This window comes from Agromyces laixinhei, from assembly GCF_006337065.1.
Classification (GTDB): domain Bacteria; phylum Actinomycetota; class Actinomycetes; order Actinomycetales; family Microbacteriaceae; genus Agromyces; species Agromyces laixinhei.
In genome coordinates, this window is the sequence record NZ_CP040872.1 from 3,190,683 (window position 1) to 3,206,666 (window position 15,984).

10 protein-coding genes are annotated in these 15,984 nt (G+C 65.8%); 1 reads left to right on the plus strand and 9 read right to left on the minus strand.

Annotated elements, in window-relative coordinates; genetic code table 11:
• Window positions 1–81: 81 nt before the first annotated feature.
• The 8 genes from FHG54_RS15175 to FHG54_RS15215 all read right to left on the minus strand — a co-directional run bounded on the left by FHG54_RS15175 (window position 82) and on the right by FHG54_RS15215 (window position 11,616).
• A complete protein-coding gene (locus tag FHG54_RS15175; protein ID WP_139418010.1) occupies window positions 82–1,008 on the minus strand; it encodes a nucleotidyl transferase AbiEii/AbiGii toxin family protein in 927 nt (308 codons plus the stop codon).
• Window positions 1,001–1,480, minus strand: coding sequence for a type IV toxin-antitoxin system AbiEi family antitoxin domain-containing protein (locus FHG54_RS15180; protein ID WP_233437801.1), 480 nt, complete (start codon window positions 1,478–1,480; stop codon window positions 1,001–1,003). The genes FHG54_RS15175 and FHG54_RS15180 overlap by 8 nt, the downstream gene beginning before the upstream one ends.
• A gap of 528 nt (window positions 1,481–2,008) precedes the next feature.
• Window positions 2,009–3,031, minus strand: coding sequence for a class 1b ribonucleoside-diphosphate reductase subunit beta (gene nrdF / locus FHG54_RS15190; protein ID WP_139418013.1), 1,023 nt, complete (start codon window positions 3,029–3,031; stop codon window positions 2,009–2,011).
• Window positions 3,028–3,837: an NUMOD3 domain-containing DNA-binding protein gene (locus tag FHG54_RS15195; protein ID WP_139418014.1), complete on the minus strand. Its 810-nt coding sequence runs from the start codon at window positions 3,835–3,837 to the stop codon at window positions 3,028–3,030. Before FHG54_RS15195 ends, nrdF begins: the two co-directional genes overlap by 4 nt.
• 4 nt (window positions 3,838–3,841) lie before the next feature.
• A complete protein-coding gene (nrdE, locus tag FHG54_RS15200) occupies window positions 3,842–5,947 on the minus strand; it encodes a class 1b ribonucleoside-diphosphate reductase subunit alpha (protein ID WP_139418509.1) in 2,106 nt (701 codons plus the stop codon).
• A 26-nt stretch (window positions 5,948–5,973) separates the two neighbouring features.
• On the minus strand, window positions 5,974–6,396 hold the full coding sequence (gene nrdI / locus FHG54_RS15205) for a class Ib ribonucleoside-diphosphate reductase assembly flavoprotein NrdI (protein WP_139418015.1): 423 nt from the start codon (window positions 6,394–6,396) through the stop codon (window positions 5,974–5,976).
• A gap of 72 nt (window positions 6,397–6,468) precedes the next feature.
• Window positions 6,469–6,702, minus strand: coding sequence for a glutaredoxin-like protein NrdH (gene nrdH, locus FHG54_RS15210; RefSeq protein WP_139418016.1), 234 nt, complete (start codon window positions 6,700–6,702; stop codon window positions 6,469–6,471).
• A 411-nt stretch (window positions 6,703–7,113) separates the two neighbouring features.
• On the minus strand, window positions 7,114–11,616 hold the full coding sequence (locus FHG54_RS15215) for an endo-alpha-N-acetylgalactosaminidase family protein (RefSeq protein ID WP_139418017.1): 4,503 nt from the start codon (window positions 11,614–11,616) through the stop codon (window positions 7,114–7,116).
• A 255-nt stretch (window positions 11,617–11,871) separates the two neighbouring features.
• On the opposite strand from FHG54_RS15215, the gene FHG54_RS15220 reads away from it, so the two are divergent.
• Window positions 11,872–12,669 carry an alpha/beta fold hydrolase gene (locus FHG54_RS15220; protein ID WP_139418018.1) on the plus strand — a complete coding sequence of 266 codons (798 nt, stop codon included), beginning with the start codon at window positions 11,872–11,874 and terminating at the stop codon, window positions 12,667–12,669.
• Between the two features lie 296 nt (window positions 12,670–12,965).
• On the opposite strand, the gene FHG54_RS15230 is transcribed toward FHG54_RS15220, so the two are convergent.
• Window positions 12,966–15,956, minus strand: a complete 2,991-nt coding sequence (locus tag FHG54_RS15230) for an alpha-mannosidase (protein WP_139418020.1) — start codon at window positions 15,954–15,956, stop codon at window positions 12,966–12,968.
• Window positions 15,957–15,984 lie beyond the last annotated feature (28 nt).

Below are 15,984 nucleotides of genomic sequence, written 5' to 3' on the forward strand. Positions count from 1 at the left end.
TCCGTGTCCGCCGGGAACGGGAGGAGTGGTCGCGCCACCCGACGACCCTCGTAAACGACGACGGCAGAACACGACATGGGGTCAGTTCCACGGCCGCGCGTTGTCGATTGCGGTGATCCATTCATTGAGCTCGATGATGAGCTCGTCGAGTGTCGATGAGACACCGGCTTGCTCTGCTGGTGTCTCGAAGGTGTTCGCCCAGAGCGGGTTCGTGACGATCGTCGGCGGCCACGAGCGCGGATGTCTCCCGATCTGAGTCGCTTCCACTGCGCGGGCCTGGAAGACGTCGATCGCAGCCTTCCGTACCACGTCGAGCGATCCTGGCGTCGGATAGTAAGCATGCTTGATCGATAGGAGGTCGACGAGATCCCGAACCCGGTCGTTGACGAACGTGGGCGGCTCGTGGGGGTCTGTGCATGCGTGAAGCTTCTGTGCGACCTGATATGCCATAGCGATCCCGACGAGCGCGTCAGGAGTCTGGATGCCGAAGAAGTCTGTGGAGGGCGCGGCGATCCGGTCCGAGTGCTCGCGAATCTGCCCGTCGTCGAAGGCTACCTCAACTTGAACGCGTCGCCATGTGATCCCGCGAAGGGCGAGCAGGACGTCGAAGCGACGCGGCTTTACGATCCGAGGAGCGTTGATCGTCTGGATCGGCGTGCGAGAAAGGGTGACGGGACCCCATGGCTGCGCCAGCACCTCGTCCAGCGCGAGAACGAACTCGTCGACGGAGCCACGGAAGAGGGTGTCGACGTCGCGCGTCGCGCGTGCCGATGCTCCGAGTCGTCGTTCGAGGTAGACACCGCCCTTGAGGAGGAAGAGCGGCTGCTGATCTTGACCCAATGCTCGCTGGAGTGCGGCGACGACGATCGTCGACGCCAGAATCCATCCCGTGCGGGCAGCGCTCGTGCCGAGCGCAACGGATGCTTGACGCACCCACTGTTCCAGTACGCGGGCGCTTGCCGGCGCGCGGTCCTTCTCGGGGAGGGCGGCGAAGGGGTCGTCAGACATACTTCGTTTCGATCTGTGTTGTCAGGCCTGTCGCCTCAGCGATGGTGATCCGACCCCGTTCGCGGGCAGTGTCGATGGCCGCTCGAAGCAGATGCACCGGGACGCCGGTGTCGACTCCCTGCTGGATAGCGGTCTTCTCCGTGACCGTGCGGATGCCTTGCCACCAGGAGAGGTCTGCTTCGGCGAGGTGGGCGTGGTGAAGGACGTAAGCGTCTCCGCCACGCTTGCTGACCCGATGACCTTTGGGGACGGTGACGTGGATTCGGTCTGGGTTGATGTCACAGAGTTCGTGCACCGCCAGCGCGGTGTCGTGGCTGAGCACAGCGTCCGGAGTGTTGGCCCACAGAACGGCCAGCATGTACTCATCGCGCTCGGTGGCGGGGAGTTCCGGGAATCGATAGATGCCGTGGCCCACACGCTCGAGCTTGTCCCGACGAGCGAGCCGAGCCAGTTCCCCGGGTGCGGCTCCCATGTTTCGAGCGTCCCGTTCCGTGACAAACCCGTACTGGTCGAGGGCGACATCCCAGAGATCTTTGCGAAGCACGACTCCCCCAATCAAGTGGCGCAAATAGTGTGCCATAAATGGCGTACTTTTCGCATACGCTGGAGCGATCCTGATATCGACGTCGCGTCGACTCCTTCGCCCGCGCCCCTACAACCTCACCAACGCTTGACAGTGGGAATCTCCACGGCAAGGTGCTCGAGCAGCTCGTACAGATCCACTCGGATCAGCCGCCCAACCCTATAACCGCGTACCGTCCCATCCGCGATTCGGCGCCACAGCGTCCTGACCGATATGCCGAACTGTTCAGCCCCCTCGACAAGCGACACCAGCTTCGGCATCGACGACTCACGACTGGATGCCGCGTGCCACTCCGAACGACCGCTCGAGTTCACGCCTGTCCCTCCCTGTCCATCAATCATCTCTGAACAGAGAAACCTGAATCAGAAAATATTAGCCATTTTGCCTACTGATCAGGTTCTTTATGACAAGAAAATCTCAGAAGTCCCAGTCTTCATCCTCAGTCACAACGGCCTTGCCGATCACGTACGAAGACCCAGACCCCGAGAAGAAGTCGTGGTTCTCGTCGGCATTGGGTGAGAGCGCCGACAGGATCGCCGGGTTCACGTCGGTGACGGTCTTCGGGAACATCGGCTCGTAGCCAAGGTTCATGAGGGCCTTGTTGGCGTTGTAGTGCAGGAACTTCTTGACGTCTTCGGTCAGGCCGACGCCGTCGTAGAGGTCTTGCGTGTACTGCACCTCGTTGTCGTAGAGCTCGTAGAGCAGCGAGAACGTGTAGTCCTTCAGGTCGTCGCGCTCGGCCTGCGAGAGACCTTCGAGACCCTTCTGGAACTTGTAGCCGATGTAGTACCCGTGCACGGCCTCGTCGCGGATGATGAGACGGATCATGTCGGCAGTGTTGGTGAGCTTCGCCCGCGACGACCAGTACATCGGCAGGTAGAAGCCCGAGTAGAACAGGAAGCTCTCGAGCAGCGTCGAGGCGACCTTGCGCTTCAGCGGGGAGTCGCCCTGGTAGTACTCCATGACGATCGCGGCCTTCTTCTGAAGGTTCTCGTTGTCGACCGACCAGCGGAAGGCGTCGTCGATGTCCTTCGTCGAGCACAGCGTCGAGAAGATCGACGAGTAGCTCTTCGCGTGCACCGACTCCATGAAGGCGATGTTCGTGTAGACGGCCTCTTCGTGCGGGGTGATCGCATCGGGGATGAGCGAGACCGCGCCGACCGTGCCCTGGATCGTGTCGAGCAGCGTGAGCCCGGTGAACACGCGCATCGTGAGCTGCTGCTCGTCGGGCGTCAACGTGTTCCACGACTGGATGTCGTTCGACAGCGGCACCTTCTCGGGCAGCCAGAAGTTGTTGACCAGACGGTTCCAGACCTCGAGGTCTTTCTCGTCCTGGATCTTGTTCCAGTTGATCGCGTTGACGTGGCTGACGAGCTTCAGCTTGCCGCCCGTGTGCGCGGGGTCGTTCTGAGCCGAGTTCACAGGATCGGTAAGGGTCATGAGCTGTCTCTTTCGTTGTTGCGATCGTCGATGCAATGGCGGCACGTCCCGTTGAAGACGCCCTTGTTCGTGTGGTGACGTGTGTGAGCGTTCCGCACGCTCGACGGCATGGGGCGCCCCTTGCGCACCGCCGACATCTTGGCGCGAGTTTCCTCGCTGGCTGTCTTTCCGAAGTTCGGGTTGAGTTCGCCTCGTCGCATCTGCGAGAGTCGCTCGCGAGATTCTGCTGACATCGAGTGGCCGAAGCTGGGGTGCTCAGGGCCGAATCTGCCGAAGTTGGGGTTTTCGGGGCCGCTGTTCGTCCCCTTCCGCATCGCAGACCACTTGGCCTTCTGCTCGTCGGAGTGCGAACGTCCCCACACCGGCGAATCCGGACCAAACCGGTGGACACCAGTCGGGCGCCCGCGAGCACGATCACCTGCGGCCTTCCGCTGCTCTGGCGTCCAGACCACACCCAACGGCCCCAAGCCTCCATCGGTGAGGTTCAGCAGACGGTCACCCGTAGCTCGATACAGACTGATCCAACTGATCTCAGCTTGGCCGAGATCTTCGCGAGTGGTCGCCACGCGCTCGAGCACGACTACCTCGTATGCGTCATCCGGGGTCTTTCGTAGCCAGTCGTAGAACGGAGTCTTGCGTCCGTCTCGAGCGACCTTACGGTGTTCACTCAAACGACGTTTCACCGTCTTGGTTGTCTGGCCGACGTAACGGTATTCGCCGGTTGCTCGCACGCGAAATCCGTACACGACGCCCACGATTGGAGCACCTTGCCCCAACTCGGACGACCACTCGACTGTCTCGATCATGAACTCAGAGCGCGCAGCTGACGCAAAGTTCCAGCTCAGTCCCCTCGAGGGCCATCTGACGCAGGCGGATGTAGTAGATCGTCTTGATCCCCTTCTTCCATGCGTAGATCTGCGCCTTGTTGATGTCACGGGTCGTCGCCGTGTCCTTGAAGAACAGGGTGAGCGAGAGGCCCTGGTCGACGTGCTGCGTCGCCGCGGCGTAGGTGTCGATGACCTTCTCGTAACCGATCTCGTAGGCGTCCTGGTAGTACTCGAGGTTGTCGTTCGTCATGAACGCAGCCGGGTAGTACACGCGACCGAGCTTGCCTTCCTTGCGAATCTCGATCTTCGACGCGATCGGGTGGATCGAGGCCGTCGAGTTGTTGATGTACGAGATCGAACCGGTCGGCGGCACGGCCTGCAGGTTCTGGTTGTAGATGCCGTGCTCCTGGATCGACGCCTTCAGCGCCTTCCAGTCCTCCTGCGTCGGGATGTGCACGCCGGCGTCGGCGAAGAGCTGCGTGACCTTCGCGGTCTCGGGCACCCACGCGGCATCCGTGTACTTGTCGAAGAACTCACCCGAGGCGTACTTCGAGTCCTCGAAGCCGACGAAGGTCTCGCCGCGCTCCTTCGCGATGGCGTTCGACGCGCGCAGCGCGTGGAACAGCACCGTGTAGAAGTAGATGTTCGTGAAGTCGATGCCCTCTTCGCTGCCGTAGAAGACGCGCTCGCGGGCGAGGTAGCCGTGCAGGTTCATCTGGCCGAGGCCGATGGCGTGCGACTTGTCGTTGCCGTCTTCGATCGAACGCACCGAGGTGATGTGGCTCATGTTCGACACGGCGGTGAGGCCGCGGATGGCGGTGTCGACCGTCTTGCCGAAGTCGGGCGAGTCCATCGTGAGCGCGATGTTCAGCGAGCCGAGGTTGCACGAGATGTCTTTGCCGATCTCGTTGTAGCTCAGGTCTTCGTTGTACGTCGTCGGCGTGTTGACCTGCAGGATCTCGGAGCACAGGTTCGACATGTTGATGCGGCCCTTGATGGGGTTCGCCGTGTTCACCGTGTCTTCGAACACGATGTAGGGGTATCCGCTCTCGAACTGGATCTCGGCGAGCGTCTGGAAGAACTCGCGCGCGTTGATCTTCGTCTTCTTGATGCGCGGGTCGTCGACCATTTCGCGGTACTTCTCGGTGATCGAGATGTCGCCGAACGGCGTGCCGTAGACCTTCTCGACGTCATACGGCGAGAAGAGGTACATGTCTTCGCCCTTCTTGGCGAGCTCGAACGTGATGTCGGGCACGACGACACCGAGCGACAGCGTCTTGATGCGGATCTTCTCGTCGGCGTTCTCGCGCTTCGTGTCGAGGAACCGCATGATGTCGGGGTGGTGCGCGTTCAGGTACACCGCGCCGGCGCCCTGGCGGGCACCGAGCTGGTTGGCGTAGCTGAAGGAGTCTTCGAGGAGCTTCATCACGGGGATGATGCCGCTCGACTGGTTCTCGATCTGCTTGATCGGGGCGCCCGCCTCGCGGATGTTCGAGAGCGAGAGGGCGACGCCGCCGCCCCGCTTGGAGAGCTGCAGGGCGGAGTTGATGCCACGCGAGATCGACTCCATGTTGTCTTCGATGCGCAGCAGGAAGCAGGAGACGAGCTCCCCTCGCTGCGCCTTGCCGGTGTTCAGGAAGGTCGGGGTGGCGGGCTGGAACCGGCCGCCGATGATCTCTTCGACGAGGTTGACGGCGAGCTTCTCATCGCCCTGCGCGAGACCGAGCGCGGTCATGACGACGCGGTCTTCGAAGCGCTCGAGGTAGCGCTTGCCGTCGAACGTCTTCAGCGTGTAGCTCGTGTAGTACTTGAACGCGCCGAGGAAGGTCTCGAAGCGGAACTTCTTCGAGTACGCGAGGTCGTTGAGCTTCGTGATGAACTCGAACGAGTACTGGTCGAGCACCGCCTGCTCGTAGTACTCCTTCTCGACGAGGTAGTCGAGGCGTTCCTTCAGGGAGTGGAAGAAGACGGTGTTCTGGTTGACGTGCTGCAGGAAGTACTCGCGCGCCGCCTCGCGGTCCTTGTCGAACTGGATCTCACCGTTCTCGCCGTAGAGGTTCAGCATGGCGTTGAGCGAGTGGTAGTCCATGCCGCTCGACACGCGAGGCGCGTCGATCACTGCGACACCGTCTGTAACTGCTGAGTTGACCAAAATGCGTCCAATCCATCGTCGACGGCGCGAACGTCGTCAGGTGTTCCGAATACTTCGAAGCGGTAGAGGTGCGGCACCCCGGTCTTCTCGGCGATGATGTCGCCGGCCAGACCGAAGGCCGTACCGAAGTTGGTGTTGCCCGCGCTGATCACACCGCGGATCTTCGAGCGGTTGTCGGGGTCGTTCAGGAAGCGGATGACCTGCTTCGGCACGGCGCCCTTGCCGTCGCCGCCGCCATAGGTCGGCACGACGAGCACGTAGGGTTCATCGGCGTGCAGTGCTGCTTCACGCGCATGCAGCGGGATGCGGGCCGCAGAGCGACCGAGCTTCTCGATGAAGCGCTTGGTGTTGCCCGAGACGCTCGAGAAGTAGACCAGGTTCGTCATGGTGCGTCCTTCACGACTGCATTCCGCCGGCTCGCTCCCCCGAGCTCACCGGCTGCTGCTATGCCAAGGGGATCAGCTCAGGCGGGAGGCGAGTTCGTCGATCTTGTCGGGGCGGAATCCCGACCAGTGGCCTTCGTCGGTGATGACGACCGGAGCCTGCAGGTACCCCAGTTCCTTCACCTGCGCGAGTGCGCCTTCATCGACAGAGAGGTCGAGTACGTCGTACTCGATGCCCTTGCTGTCGAGCGCGCGATACGTCGCGTTGCACTGCACGCAAGAAGGCTTGGTGTAGACCGTGACCGTCATTGTTTTCCCCTCGTTCTCAGGCTCTGGAGGAGCCCATCCCCCGGTGTTTCTTCGGTTCTTCAATACTACATCTTGTGTTCGTAGAACTCGACTGCCACAACATGCTGTAGTTACATTCGTGTAGTTATCCACCGGGTTATCCACGGGTTGTGAACAGCGGATGCTGCAACGACCAGCGGATTCTCGCGGCTCGGCCCGGGGTTATCCACACCCCTCGAGTTCGAGAACTCTTCGCCTGTGGACGGATGCCGGGCGTGTCGCGAATCGTTGTGACCATCACACTGCCACCAGCCACCGACATCGCCGTGCGCGGGCGCGCACGGCAGTGGCCGGTGAGGATACGCTCCCTCACCGGCCACATCCGGAACTCCCGCTCCGGCAGTCGTCTGCCCTCAGACGACGCCTACCGCATCACGACGCGCACACGAGCGTCGCGTCGCCCCAATCGGCGTGATCGTCGCCCGCGTCGTCGGCGTTGCGATCGACGACGAGTTCGAGCAGTTCGACGCCGGAGACATCGACGTCGAGAGCGACGCCCGGGTCGTTCCAGCCGATCACGTCGGTGCGAGTCAGCTCGACGCCATCGCCCTTCACGATGAAGATCACGTCGCCGTTCTGCTTCGCGTCGTGCGAGTCGTCGAGGCCGACGGTCGCGGTGAATGCCGAGCACGCGCCGCCGGCGAGCACCGTCACGCTCGAGTCGGCATGCGTGCCGAGACCCTTGTCGAACACCGTGCCGCCGACGGTGAGCGGGAACCCGTCGCCGGCCGCATTCTCGCCGTTGGAGAGGTCGCGCTCGACCGGACCCCACCCGTTCGTCGACGAGACGAAGGGCAGGTCGCTCACGAACACGGTGCCGGCGGGCGCCACCGGGCCGGTGGGCTCGGTGGGCTCGTCGGAGCACGCGAACTTCGCGTCGGCCCAGTCGGCGTGGTCGTTGCCGTTGCCGTCGGGCGTGGTGCCCACCACGAGGTCGACGTACAGCGCGCCGGAGATGTCGGCATTGATCGGCACGGTGGCCGACGTCGCGCCGAGCACCGGCGTGGTGACGATGGTGCGGCCGTCGGCGATCACGCTGAACTGCACCGAGCCGCGCGTGGCCTGCGCGTCATCCACGCCGACCTGCGCCGTGAACGCGGTGCAGAAGCCGCCGGTGTAGTAGCGCACGGTGCTCGGCGCGTGCGTGCCGAGGCCCTTCTCGTAGGCAACGCCGTCGAGCGTGATCGGCGTGCCGTCACCCTCGCCCTGCTCGCCGTTCGACTGGTCGCGCTCGACGGGCCCCCAGCCGTTCGTCGCGCTCACCCACGGATGGTCGCTCGCGAACACGTCGGCCTGCGGGGCCGTGGGCAGGGTGCGCACATCGACCTCGGTCGAAATGCTGCGCTCGCCGACCGGTTCGGTCGTCGTGGTGTAGCTCGCGTTCGCTGTGAAGGCGAACTCGCCGTCGGCACTCGCCGGGGCGACCACGTTCCAGTGCGTCACGAGCGACGCGCCCGGTGCGAGTCCGGCCGCGGTCGCGGCATCCGTCGCCTCGGCAGTCCAGCCCTCCGGCACGTCGAGCGTGACCGCGACATCCGCGATGTCGGCCGGCTCGTCTGAGGTGAAGGTCGTGACGAACTCGGCCGGCACACCCTGCTCGATGACGTCGGGCGTGAGGTCGCCGTTCAGCTGGGCGCACGCGGGCACCGCGTCGGATTCGCCGAGGTCTTCGACGAGCAGGTCGTCGAGGATGACGTCGGCTCCATCGGCGGAGCCGATGCGCTGCAGGCCCACGAACGTGTCGCCGCAGAAGCTCGCGTCGACGGTCTGTTCGAACCGGGTGGTCTCGGTGGCCTCGCCGATCGGCTCGGACGAGGTCACCACCGGGTCGGTCGCGCCGTCATAGCCCGCGACCCAGGCGTACTCCCCTGCCTTCGAGCTCTGGTAGTCGAACGAGACCCGGTACTGGTGGCCCGGCTCGAAGGGAATCGTGTACTCCGAGGTGCGGTAGACCATGCCGGGTCCGCCGCCGGGCGCGCTGTTCTCCTCATGTGCCATGAGCGACCAGTCGCCGCCCAGCACCATGTCGATCGGCCGGTCGTTCCAGCCCTTCTGGGTGAACGGTTCGTTGCGCTCCGAGATATGGGTGCGCGGGTCGGTCGAGCCGCCGGCGTCGCCCTTGACGAACGGGCCCCAGCCCTGGTCGACGTCTTCGAAGTCCTCGGCGTAGATCGCGCCCTCGGGCAGGTCGAGACGGCTCGTCTCGACGACGCGCACGTCATCGATGCGAACGGATGCCTCGCCGGCCTCTGCGCCGATCGTGAGCGTCGGCTTCGCGCCGCCCCTCGGCACGTCGATCAGCACGCGCAGCCGCTGCATGCCGGTGCCGTGCATCTCATCGGCCGCGACGAAGTTCTCGGCGCCCGACGAGTCGATCGTCACCGACTGCGAATCGCCCTTCGGCAACTCGACCGAGAGGGTCGTCGGCCGGGTCCTGCCCGGCTCGACCTCGACCCACGCGCTCACCGAGTAGGTGCCCGGCTTCAGTCGGTCGAGCTTCTGGCTGATCGACGACGCCTCGGTACCGAGGGTCGCTGAGCGGCGTCCGAGGTCGTCGCGCCCCGCGGTCGCACCGCCGGTGGGGTTCCAAGCGTCGAGTGTGCCGCCGCTGAATCCGGGGTCGTCGATGCCGGTTCCATCGCCGAACTCCGCCTTCTTCGGCAGGTCGCTGCCCGAAGAGGGGCTCTTGCCGGCCGCGAGCACGTAGGCCTGCGCGGCATCCGCCTCGATCGTCACCTGGCCGTCGACGACCGGAACGTCCGCGACCTTCTCGCGGCCGGTGTCGGTGAGCGCATAGAGCGACAGTGTGCGGTTCTTCGCGAAGTCGTCGGTGAGGCTCCAGGTGGTGGCTCCGCCGTCGGGGTTGTAGTGGTAGAGCTTGTCGACCTTCTTGCCCTCCTTCGACGACCACGGCAACAGGTAGGTGCCGCCCTGCAGCACGCTCGCGCCGTCGACCGTGATGTTGCGCTCGGCCGCGGTCGCGCCGGTGACGCTGACGCCGCCGGTGAGGTCGATCTGTTCCGGCGTCCAGCGCATGATCTCCTCATGCTGCAGGAACTTCGCGGGCAGGTTCGAGACCCACACGTTCTGCAGGAACGCGGTGAAGTCGTTCTGGTTGGTCCATCCCTCGAACTCGACCAGGTGCGGCGCGCCGAGCTTGGGGTCGGGGTTCCAGACATCGGCCTGGGTGTTGTTCACGAACCGCAGGATCTGCGAGTTGATGCCCTTGTTGTCGGAGCCGCCGTAGTTCTCGTCGTTCGCCCAGTGCGACCACGTGTTGTTCTCGCTGAGCTTGTCTGCCCACTCGGAGCCGACCCGGAAGCCGTGGTCGGTGAGCGAGTCCTGGATCTTCTGGGCGAGCCATCCGTACTGGTAGTACACGTCGACGTAGACGAAGTCGAGGTTCTTGTGGGTCGCGTCGGCGAGCTCACCGATGCGCTCGTCGAGCGTGCCCGAGACGATGTCCTCGCGCTGGTCCATGTAGTACGACTGGTCGAGCCAGTTCCAGCCCTTGGAGTCCTCGTTCGCAAGCGCGTCTGAGAACGACTTCGCCTCGGGGTAGATCTCGGTGGCGTTCACATGCACACCGAACGAGGCGTTCCACTTCTCACCCTGTTTCGCGAGGGTGTTGAGATCGTCGAGGCCGCCCGCGCGCTCGTTGAAGTTGTCGCCGAAATCGGTGTTCGCCGAGTCGTGGCCCTCGCTCGTGTACCCCTTCAGCATCGCGACCTGGCCGAGACCGTCGGTTGCGAGCGAGACGCGCTTCACGTCGTCGAGGGTGCGCAGGAACGGATGCGTCGCCTGCGACGCGAAGTTGAACGGAATGTGGGTGACGACGTTGTCGGGCGTCTGGTCGCCCTTGAACGGGGCGACGCGGATGTCGCGCATCGCGATCGCGCCGTCCTGCCAGTCGACCGTGCCGTCGTCGTTGGCATCGGGCGTGATGGCGACCTTCACCCACGGCAGCTCTTCTGTTGTGGTGGCACGGTCGGCCCGCACGAGCCACTGCCCGCTCGAGACTCCGACCTCGACGCCGCCGGCGCCGTCGCTCACGGCCTGCCGGAAGAAGTTGCCCGCGTCTTTGTTCGCGACTCCGCTCGACGTGTCGTAGAGCGCGTTCGTCGCGAACGCGGCGGCGAGCTGCGAGGTGTTCGCGATGATCGCGTTCGACGCCTGGGGCTCAGCGTCGAGCGGCGTCTCGGGCGTCACGGGGATGAATGCGTCGCCCGAGACGTTGCGATTCACCGAGAGGTTCGCCGCGGCGACGGATGCTCCGGCGTCGGCCGATGACACCGTCACGAGGTTCTGCCCGGGGATCTGCAGTGACGTGACGATTGCGCCGGGGTCGGTGATCTTCGTGACCTCGAAGGTCACGACGTTGTGCTTGGCCCGCAGCCGCGCCTCGATCACGACGCCCTCGAGGTTCGACGGCGTGATCACGTAGGCGGCGGTCGCCCGACCCGCCCGCTTCGAGGTGACGGTCACGGGCTCGTCAGCACCGTTGATGGTGAGGCTCGTGAGCACGTCGGGGTTGCCGCGCAGCGTCGCGTCGGAGTCGCGGTCGGTATAGCCGACGACCTGCGGGAAGTCTGCCGAGACGGCGACCTCGAGGTCTCGCGAGACGAGCATGATCTGCCCGTCGGGCGCGGATGCCGCGGCTCCGGTCTGCTCTGCCGAGGCGGGTGCGGCCGACGCCGGGGCGGCCGACGCGGGGGCCGCCGACGCCGGAGCGGCCGACGCCGGAGCGGCCGACGCGGGCACGGCCGAGATCGGGATCAGTGCACCGGCCGCGAGCACGCCCGCGAGGCCGATCTTGCCGAATCTGTCGATGAATCCTGGTGAAGAAATGCGTGGCTCCCAGTGCTTCGCCGTCATCGACGGCGTCGTCGCCGCCGGGTGTTCCCGACGGTGAATCGCGCACACTGCCATGACGGCGATGTTTGCGATATCAACAACCAGAATGCGTGACACGGCAGCCGGATTGCAAGGATTCACGGAATGTTACGGAGCACCGGACGAGAGAGCCTTCGACTGAAAAGTTTGCGTTATCAGGGGATACGGCGCGTCGCCACGAACGGCGGATCGTCTCCCGACGGCGTAGCCTGATCGAGCCAGACGAAGGGACATCCGATGACCGAGTTCGCGACCTCCGCCGACGGCACGCGCATCGCCTACGACCGGCAGGGCTCCGGTCCGCCCGTGATCCTCATCGACGGGGCGATGCAGTTCCGTGCATTCGACCCGGCGACGACGCAGATGGCGAAGGAGCTCGCCGGCCACGGCTTCTCGGTCGTGCACTACGACCGGCGCGGGCGCGGCGAGAGCCCGGCCGAGTCGCCGATCACCCTCGAGCAGACCCTCGATGACCTCCGCGCGCTCATCTCCGAGGCGACCGAGGGCGCCGACGACGCCGTCGCGCTCTTCGGCGGGTCCTCGGGCGCGGCGATCGCACTCGCGGCCGCGGCATCCGGCATGCCCGTCTCGAAGCTCGTGCTGTGGGAGACGCCGCTCGGCGACGAACTCGGCACCGACGCGGCGGAGTTCCTCGCCGGCCTGCGCGAGCGCATCGCCTCGCGCGACGGCGATGCGACCATCGAGTACTACATGAAGGACATGCCGCCCGAGTGGCTCGCGGGTGCGAAGGCGAGCCCGGGCTGGCCGATCATGACGTCGATGGGGCCGAGTCTCGAGCCCGACGCCGAGGCGCTCGCCTGGACGCAGAGCGCTGCGAGATCGGCGCTCTGGGCCGGGGTCGCGCAACCCACGCTCGTGCTCGTCGGCGAGCAGACCCTCGACCTCATGCTGACCTCGGCCGACTCACTCGTCGCGAACCTGCCGAACGCTGTACGCTCCGCCGTGCCGGCCTCCGATCACGCGTGGGAGCCACGGTCGATGGCCCTCACGATCGCGGGTTTCCTCGTCGGCTGACGGCGTCGCGCATTCGGAGTGCCCGGCACTCCGGCGCTCCGGCACTTCGGCACTTCGGCACTCCGGCACTCCGGCACTCCGGCACTCCGGCACTCCGGCACTCCGGCACTCCGGCACTCCGGCACTCCGGCACTCCGGCACTCCGGCACTCCGGCACTTCGGCACTTCGGCACTTCGGCACTTCGGCACTCCGGCACTCCGGCACTCCGGCACTCCGGCACTCCGGCACTCCGGCACTCCGGCACTCCGGCACTCCGGCACTCCGGCACTCCGGCACCGTGGCCGGAGTGCGAACCTCAGCGCGCGATGCGCAACGTGCGCACCTCGAAGGGGCGCAGTTTCAACTCGCCGCCCAACCGGGCGTCGTCGAGCGGGTCCTCGATGAGGGTTACTTCTCGCACCTCACGGTGGGCGAAGTTCACCGCGAGCGAGCCGGTGACCCGGCGCCCGAGCGACTCGTACACACGCACGACCACATCACCCGTACCGTCGTCGGCGAGCTTGACGCCCGACACGACGATGCCATCGCCCTCGACCGACACCAGGGGCGCGACATCCCGCCCGCCGTGCAGCACGGTGGCCGGCGCGTTGAGTTCGATGCCCGCCCGCGTGGCTTCGGCCGGGCCGGCACCGATGACCATGCCCGTCGTGATCACGTGACGGCCGTGATCGGTATCGGGGTCGGGGAAGCGCGGGGCGCGCAGGAGCGACAAGCGCACGGTGGTGGTCACCGCATCGCCGTCGACGTCGCGCGTGGTGTCGTAGCCGTAGATGGAGTCGTTCACGAGGGCGACGCCGAAGTCCGCCTCCCGCACCAGCACGAAGCGGTGCATCGAGGTCTCGAACTTCGCCGCCTCCCAGCTCGTGTTCGTGTGGGTGACGCGCGACTGGAAGCCGAACTGGGTCTCAGCCTCGGTATGCGCGGCCTGCAGATCGAGCGGGAAGGCGAGCTTCAGCAGTTTCTCGGTCTCACGCCAGTCGATGTCGTTGACGATCCTCAGCGTCCGCTCGCCGGGTGCCAGCGAGAGTGTCTGCGTGAGCGTCGACTCCGAGAAGGCGCGCTCGATGACGACCTCGGCCACGCCGTCGACGAGACGCGAGCTGATGCCGACGACCGAGCGCAGATCGGTGACCCGGTTGCGGTAGTACCGGTCGATGTCCCAGGCATCCCACATGTTCGGGAAGTCCTGATGCAACTGCAGGAGATTCGCGGCGCTGCCCGCGGCCACCGCCTCGCGCCCTGTGGCACGGTCGACCGCGGAAACGATGAGGCCCTCCGCCGAGATCGTCACGCGCACGAGGGAGTTCTCCAGCACGAGGTCGCTGCCGGACACATCCAGAGTGACGGAATCGGCGGATGTTGCGGCGGTCGTCGCCCCGAGGGGCGCCGGCCCCGCCACCGAGGCCGGCGAGAACACGAGCGCGCGATCGCCCTCGCCCGCGAGGGATCGGCGTGCGGCATCCGAAATCGCCTTCGCCCGCACGATGACGTCGTCGAGCACGGCGACCGCCTCGCGGTGCACCCAGGCGATGGACGTGCCGGGCAGGATGTCGTGGAACTCGTGCAGCAGCACCTGCTGCCAGAGCTCGTCGAGCTCGCCCTGCGGGTAGGCGGCGCCGCTGCGCACCGCGTCGGTCGTCGCCCACAGCTCCGCCTCGATGAGGGCGTGCTCGGCCCACCGGTGGCGCGACTTCGTGCCGTGCTGGCTGGTCAGGGTGCCGCGGTGCAGTTCGAGGTAGAGCTCGCCGACCCAGACGGCCGGATGCGTCAGCTCGGCCCTGGCCGCCTCGAAGAAGGCGTCCGGGTGCTCCCATTCGACGCGAGCGCTGCCTTCGAGGTCGTTCATGCGCTGGGCGCGACCGACCATCTCGCGTGTCGTACCGCCGCCGCCATCGCCCCAGCCGACGGGGGCGATCGAACGGGTCGCGACCCGGTTCTCCTTGAACTGGCGAGCGGCCTTGGCGACCTCCATACCCGAGAGCTGCGAGTTGTAGGTGTCCATCGGCGGGAAGTGCGTGAACATCTGCGACCCGTCGATGCCCTCCCACAGGAAGGTGTGGTGCGGAAAGACGTTCTGCTGGTTCCACGAGATCTTCTGCGTGAAGAACCACTCGAAGCCCGCGCGCCGCATCAACTGCGGCAACGCCGGCGAGTAGCCGAAGCTGTCGGGGAGCCACACCCCCTTCGAGCGGATGCCGAACTCGCGCTCGAAGAAGCGCTGACCGTACGAGAACTGCCGCACGAGCGACTCGCCGGTGGGCATCACCGTGTCGGACTCGACCCACATTCCGCCGAGCGGAAGGAAGCGGCCTTCGGCGATGGCCGAGGTGACCCGCGCGAACACCTCGGGGCGATGCTCCTTCAGCCACGCGTACTGCTGCGCGCTCGACATGCCGTACTGGAACTCTGGCTGCTCCTCGAGCAGCGCGGTCATCGACGACGAGGTGCGGGCGACCTTGCGGATGGTCTCGCGCACCGGCCACAACCAGGCCGAGTCGATGTGCGCGTGACCGATGGCCGAGATGCGGTGCGCGCTGGCATCGGCCGGCGCCTCCAGCACTTCGACGAGCCGTGCACGCGCATCGGGGGCCGTCTCGACGATGCGCTGCAGGTCGAGTTCGTCGAGCGCGTCGTCGAGGGCCTGCAGGATCCGCATCCGCCGCGGCGAGGTCGGGGCGAGCTCGGCCTGCAACTCGAAGAGCACCTCGAGGTCGAGGGCCAGTTCGAACACTTCGGGTTCGAAGACCGCGAGGTCCATCCGGCGTGCGCGGTACAGCCGCTCCTTCGAAGCGGTGAGGATGTCGCCCTCGCGGGTGGGGAGGAAGGGGTGGTAGTCGAGCAGCACCGGGTTGGATGCCGCCTCGAGGTAGAGCTCGACCGGCTCATCGCCGGCGGCGATCTCGGCGATCGGCAACCACTGGTTGCGCGGGTTGAGGCTCTTCACCGGGGTTCCGTCGTGGCGGTAGGCGAGCGCCTCGCACTGGAACCCGGTCATGTTCACGTCGAAGCCGAGGTCGATGAGCGCCTCGACCCGGCGGCCGGCCCATTCCGCGGGCACCCGGCCGCTGAGGCGGAACCAGGTGGTGCCCCACGCCGGGCCCCACGCCTCACCCACCCGCGCCGGCGTGTACTCGAGCGAGAGGCCCTCGGCCGCGGAGACAGGTTCTCCCGGGAGTTCGTGCGCTTCGACCGTCAGCGGCACGGCCGCCGAGTGGATGGCGGGGCGAATGCGCTCCTCGAGCACTCGCTTGACGCGGCCGACGGTGAGAGAGGTGTCGTCATGCATGGGTCATTCTCCGGGCTCGGGTTACTAA

What these genes read in the sequence shown, in the direction of transcription:
- nrdH (WP_139418016.1), bottom strand. Translation starts at nt 6,702, where the DNA reads ATGACGGTCACGGTCTACACCAAGCCTTCTTGCGTGCAGTGCAACGCG.
- FHG54_RS15215 (WP_139418017.1), bottom strand. Translation starts at nt 11,616, where the DNA reads ATGACGGCGAAGCACTGGGAGCCACGCATTTCTTCACCAGGATTCATC.
- nrdI (WP_139418015.1), bottom strand. Translation starts at nt 6,396, where the DNA reads ATGACGAACCTGGTCTACTTCTCGAGCGTCTCGGGCAACACCAAGCGC.
- FHG54_RS15230 (WP_139418020.1), bottom strand. Translation starts at nt 15,956, where the DNA reads ATGCATGACGACACCTCTCTCACCGTCGGCCGCGTCAAGCGAGTGCTC.
- FHG54_RS15195 (WP_139418014.1), bottom strand. Translation starts at nt 3,837, where the DNA reads ATGATCGAGACAGTCGAGTGGTCGTCCGAGTTGGGGCAAGGTGCTCCA.
- nrdE (WP_139418509.1), bottom strand. Translation starts at nt 5,947, where the DNA reads ATGGACTACCACTCGCTCAACGCCATGCTGAACCTCTACGGCGAGAAC.
- FHG54_RS15220 (WP_139418018.1), top strand. Translation starts at nt 11,872, where the DNA reads ATGACCGAGTTCGCGACCTCCGCCGACGGCACGCGCATCGCCTACGAC.
- FHG54_RS15175 (WP_139418010.1), bottom strand. Translation starts at nt 1,008, where the DNA reads ATGTCTGACGACCCCTTCGCCGCCCTCCCCGAGAAGGACCGCGCGCCG.
- nrdF (WP_139418013.1), bottom strand. Translation starts at nt 3,031, where the DNA reads ATGACCCTTACCGATCCTGTGAACTCGGCTCAGAACGACCCCGCGCAC.
- FHG54_RS15180 (WP_233437801.1), bottom strand. Translation starts at nt 1,480, where the DNA reads ATGGGAGCCGCACCCGGGGAACTGGCTCGGCTCGCTCGTCGGGACAAG.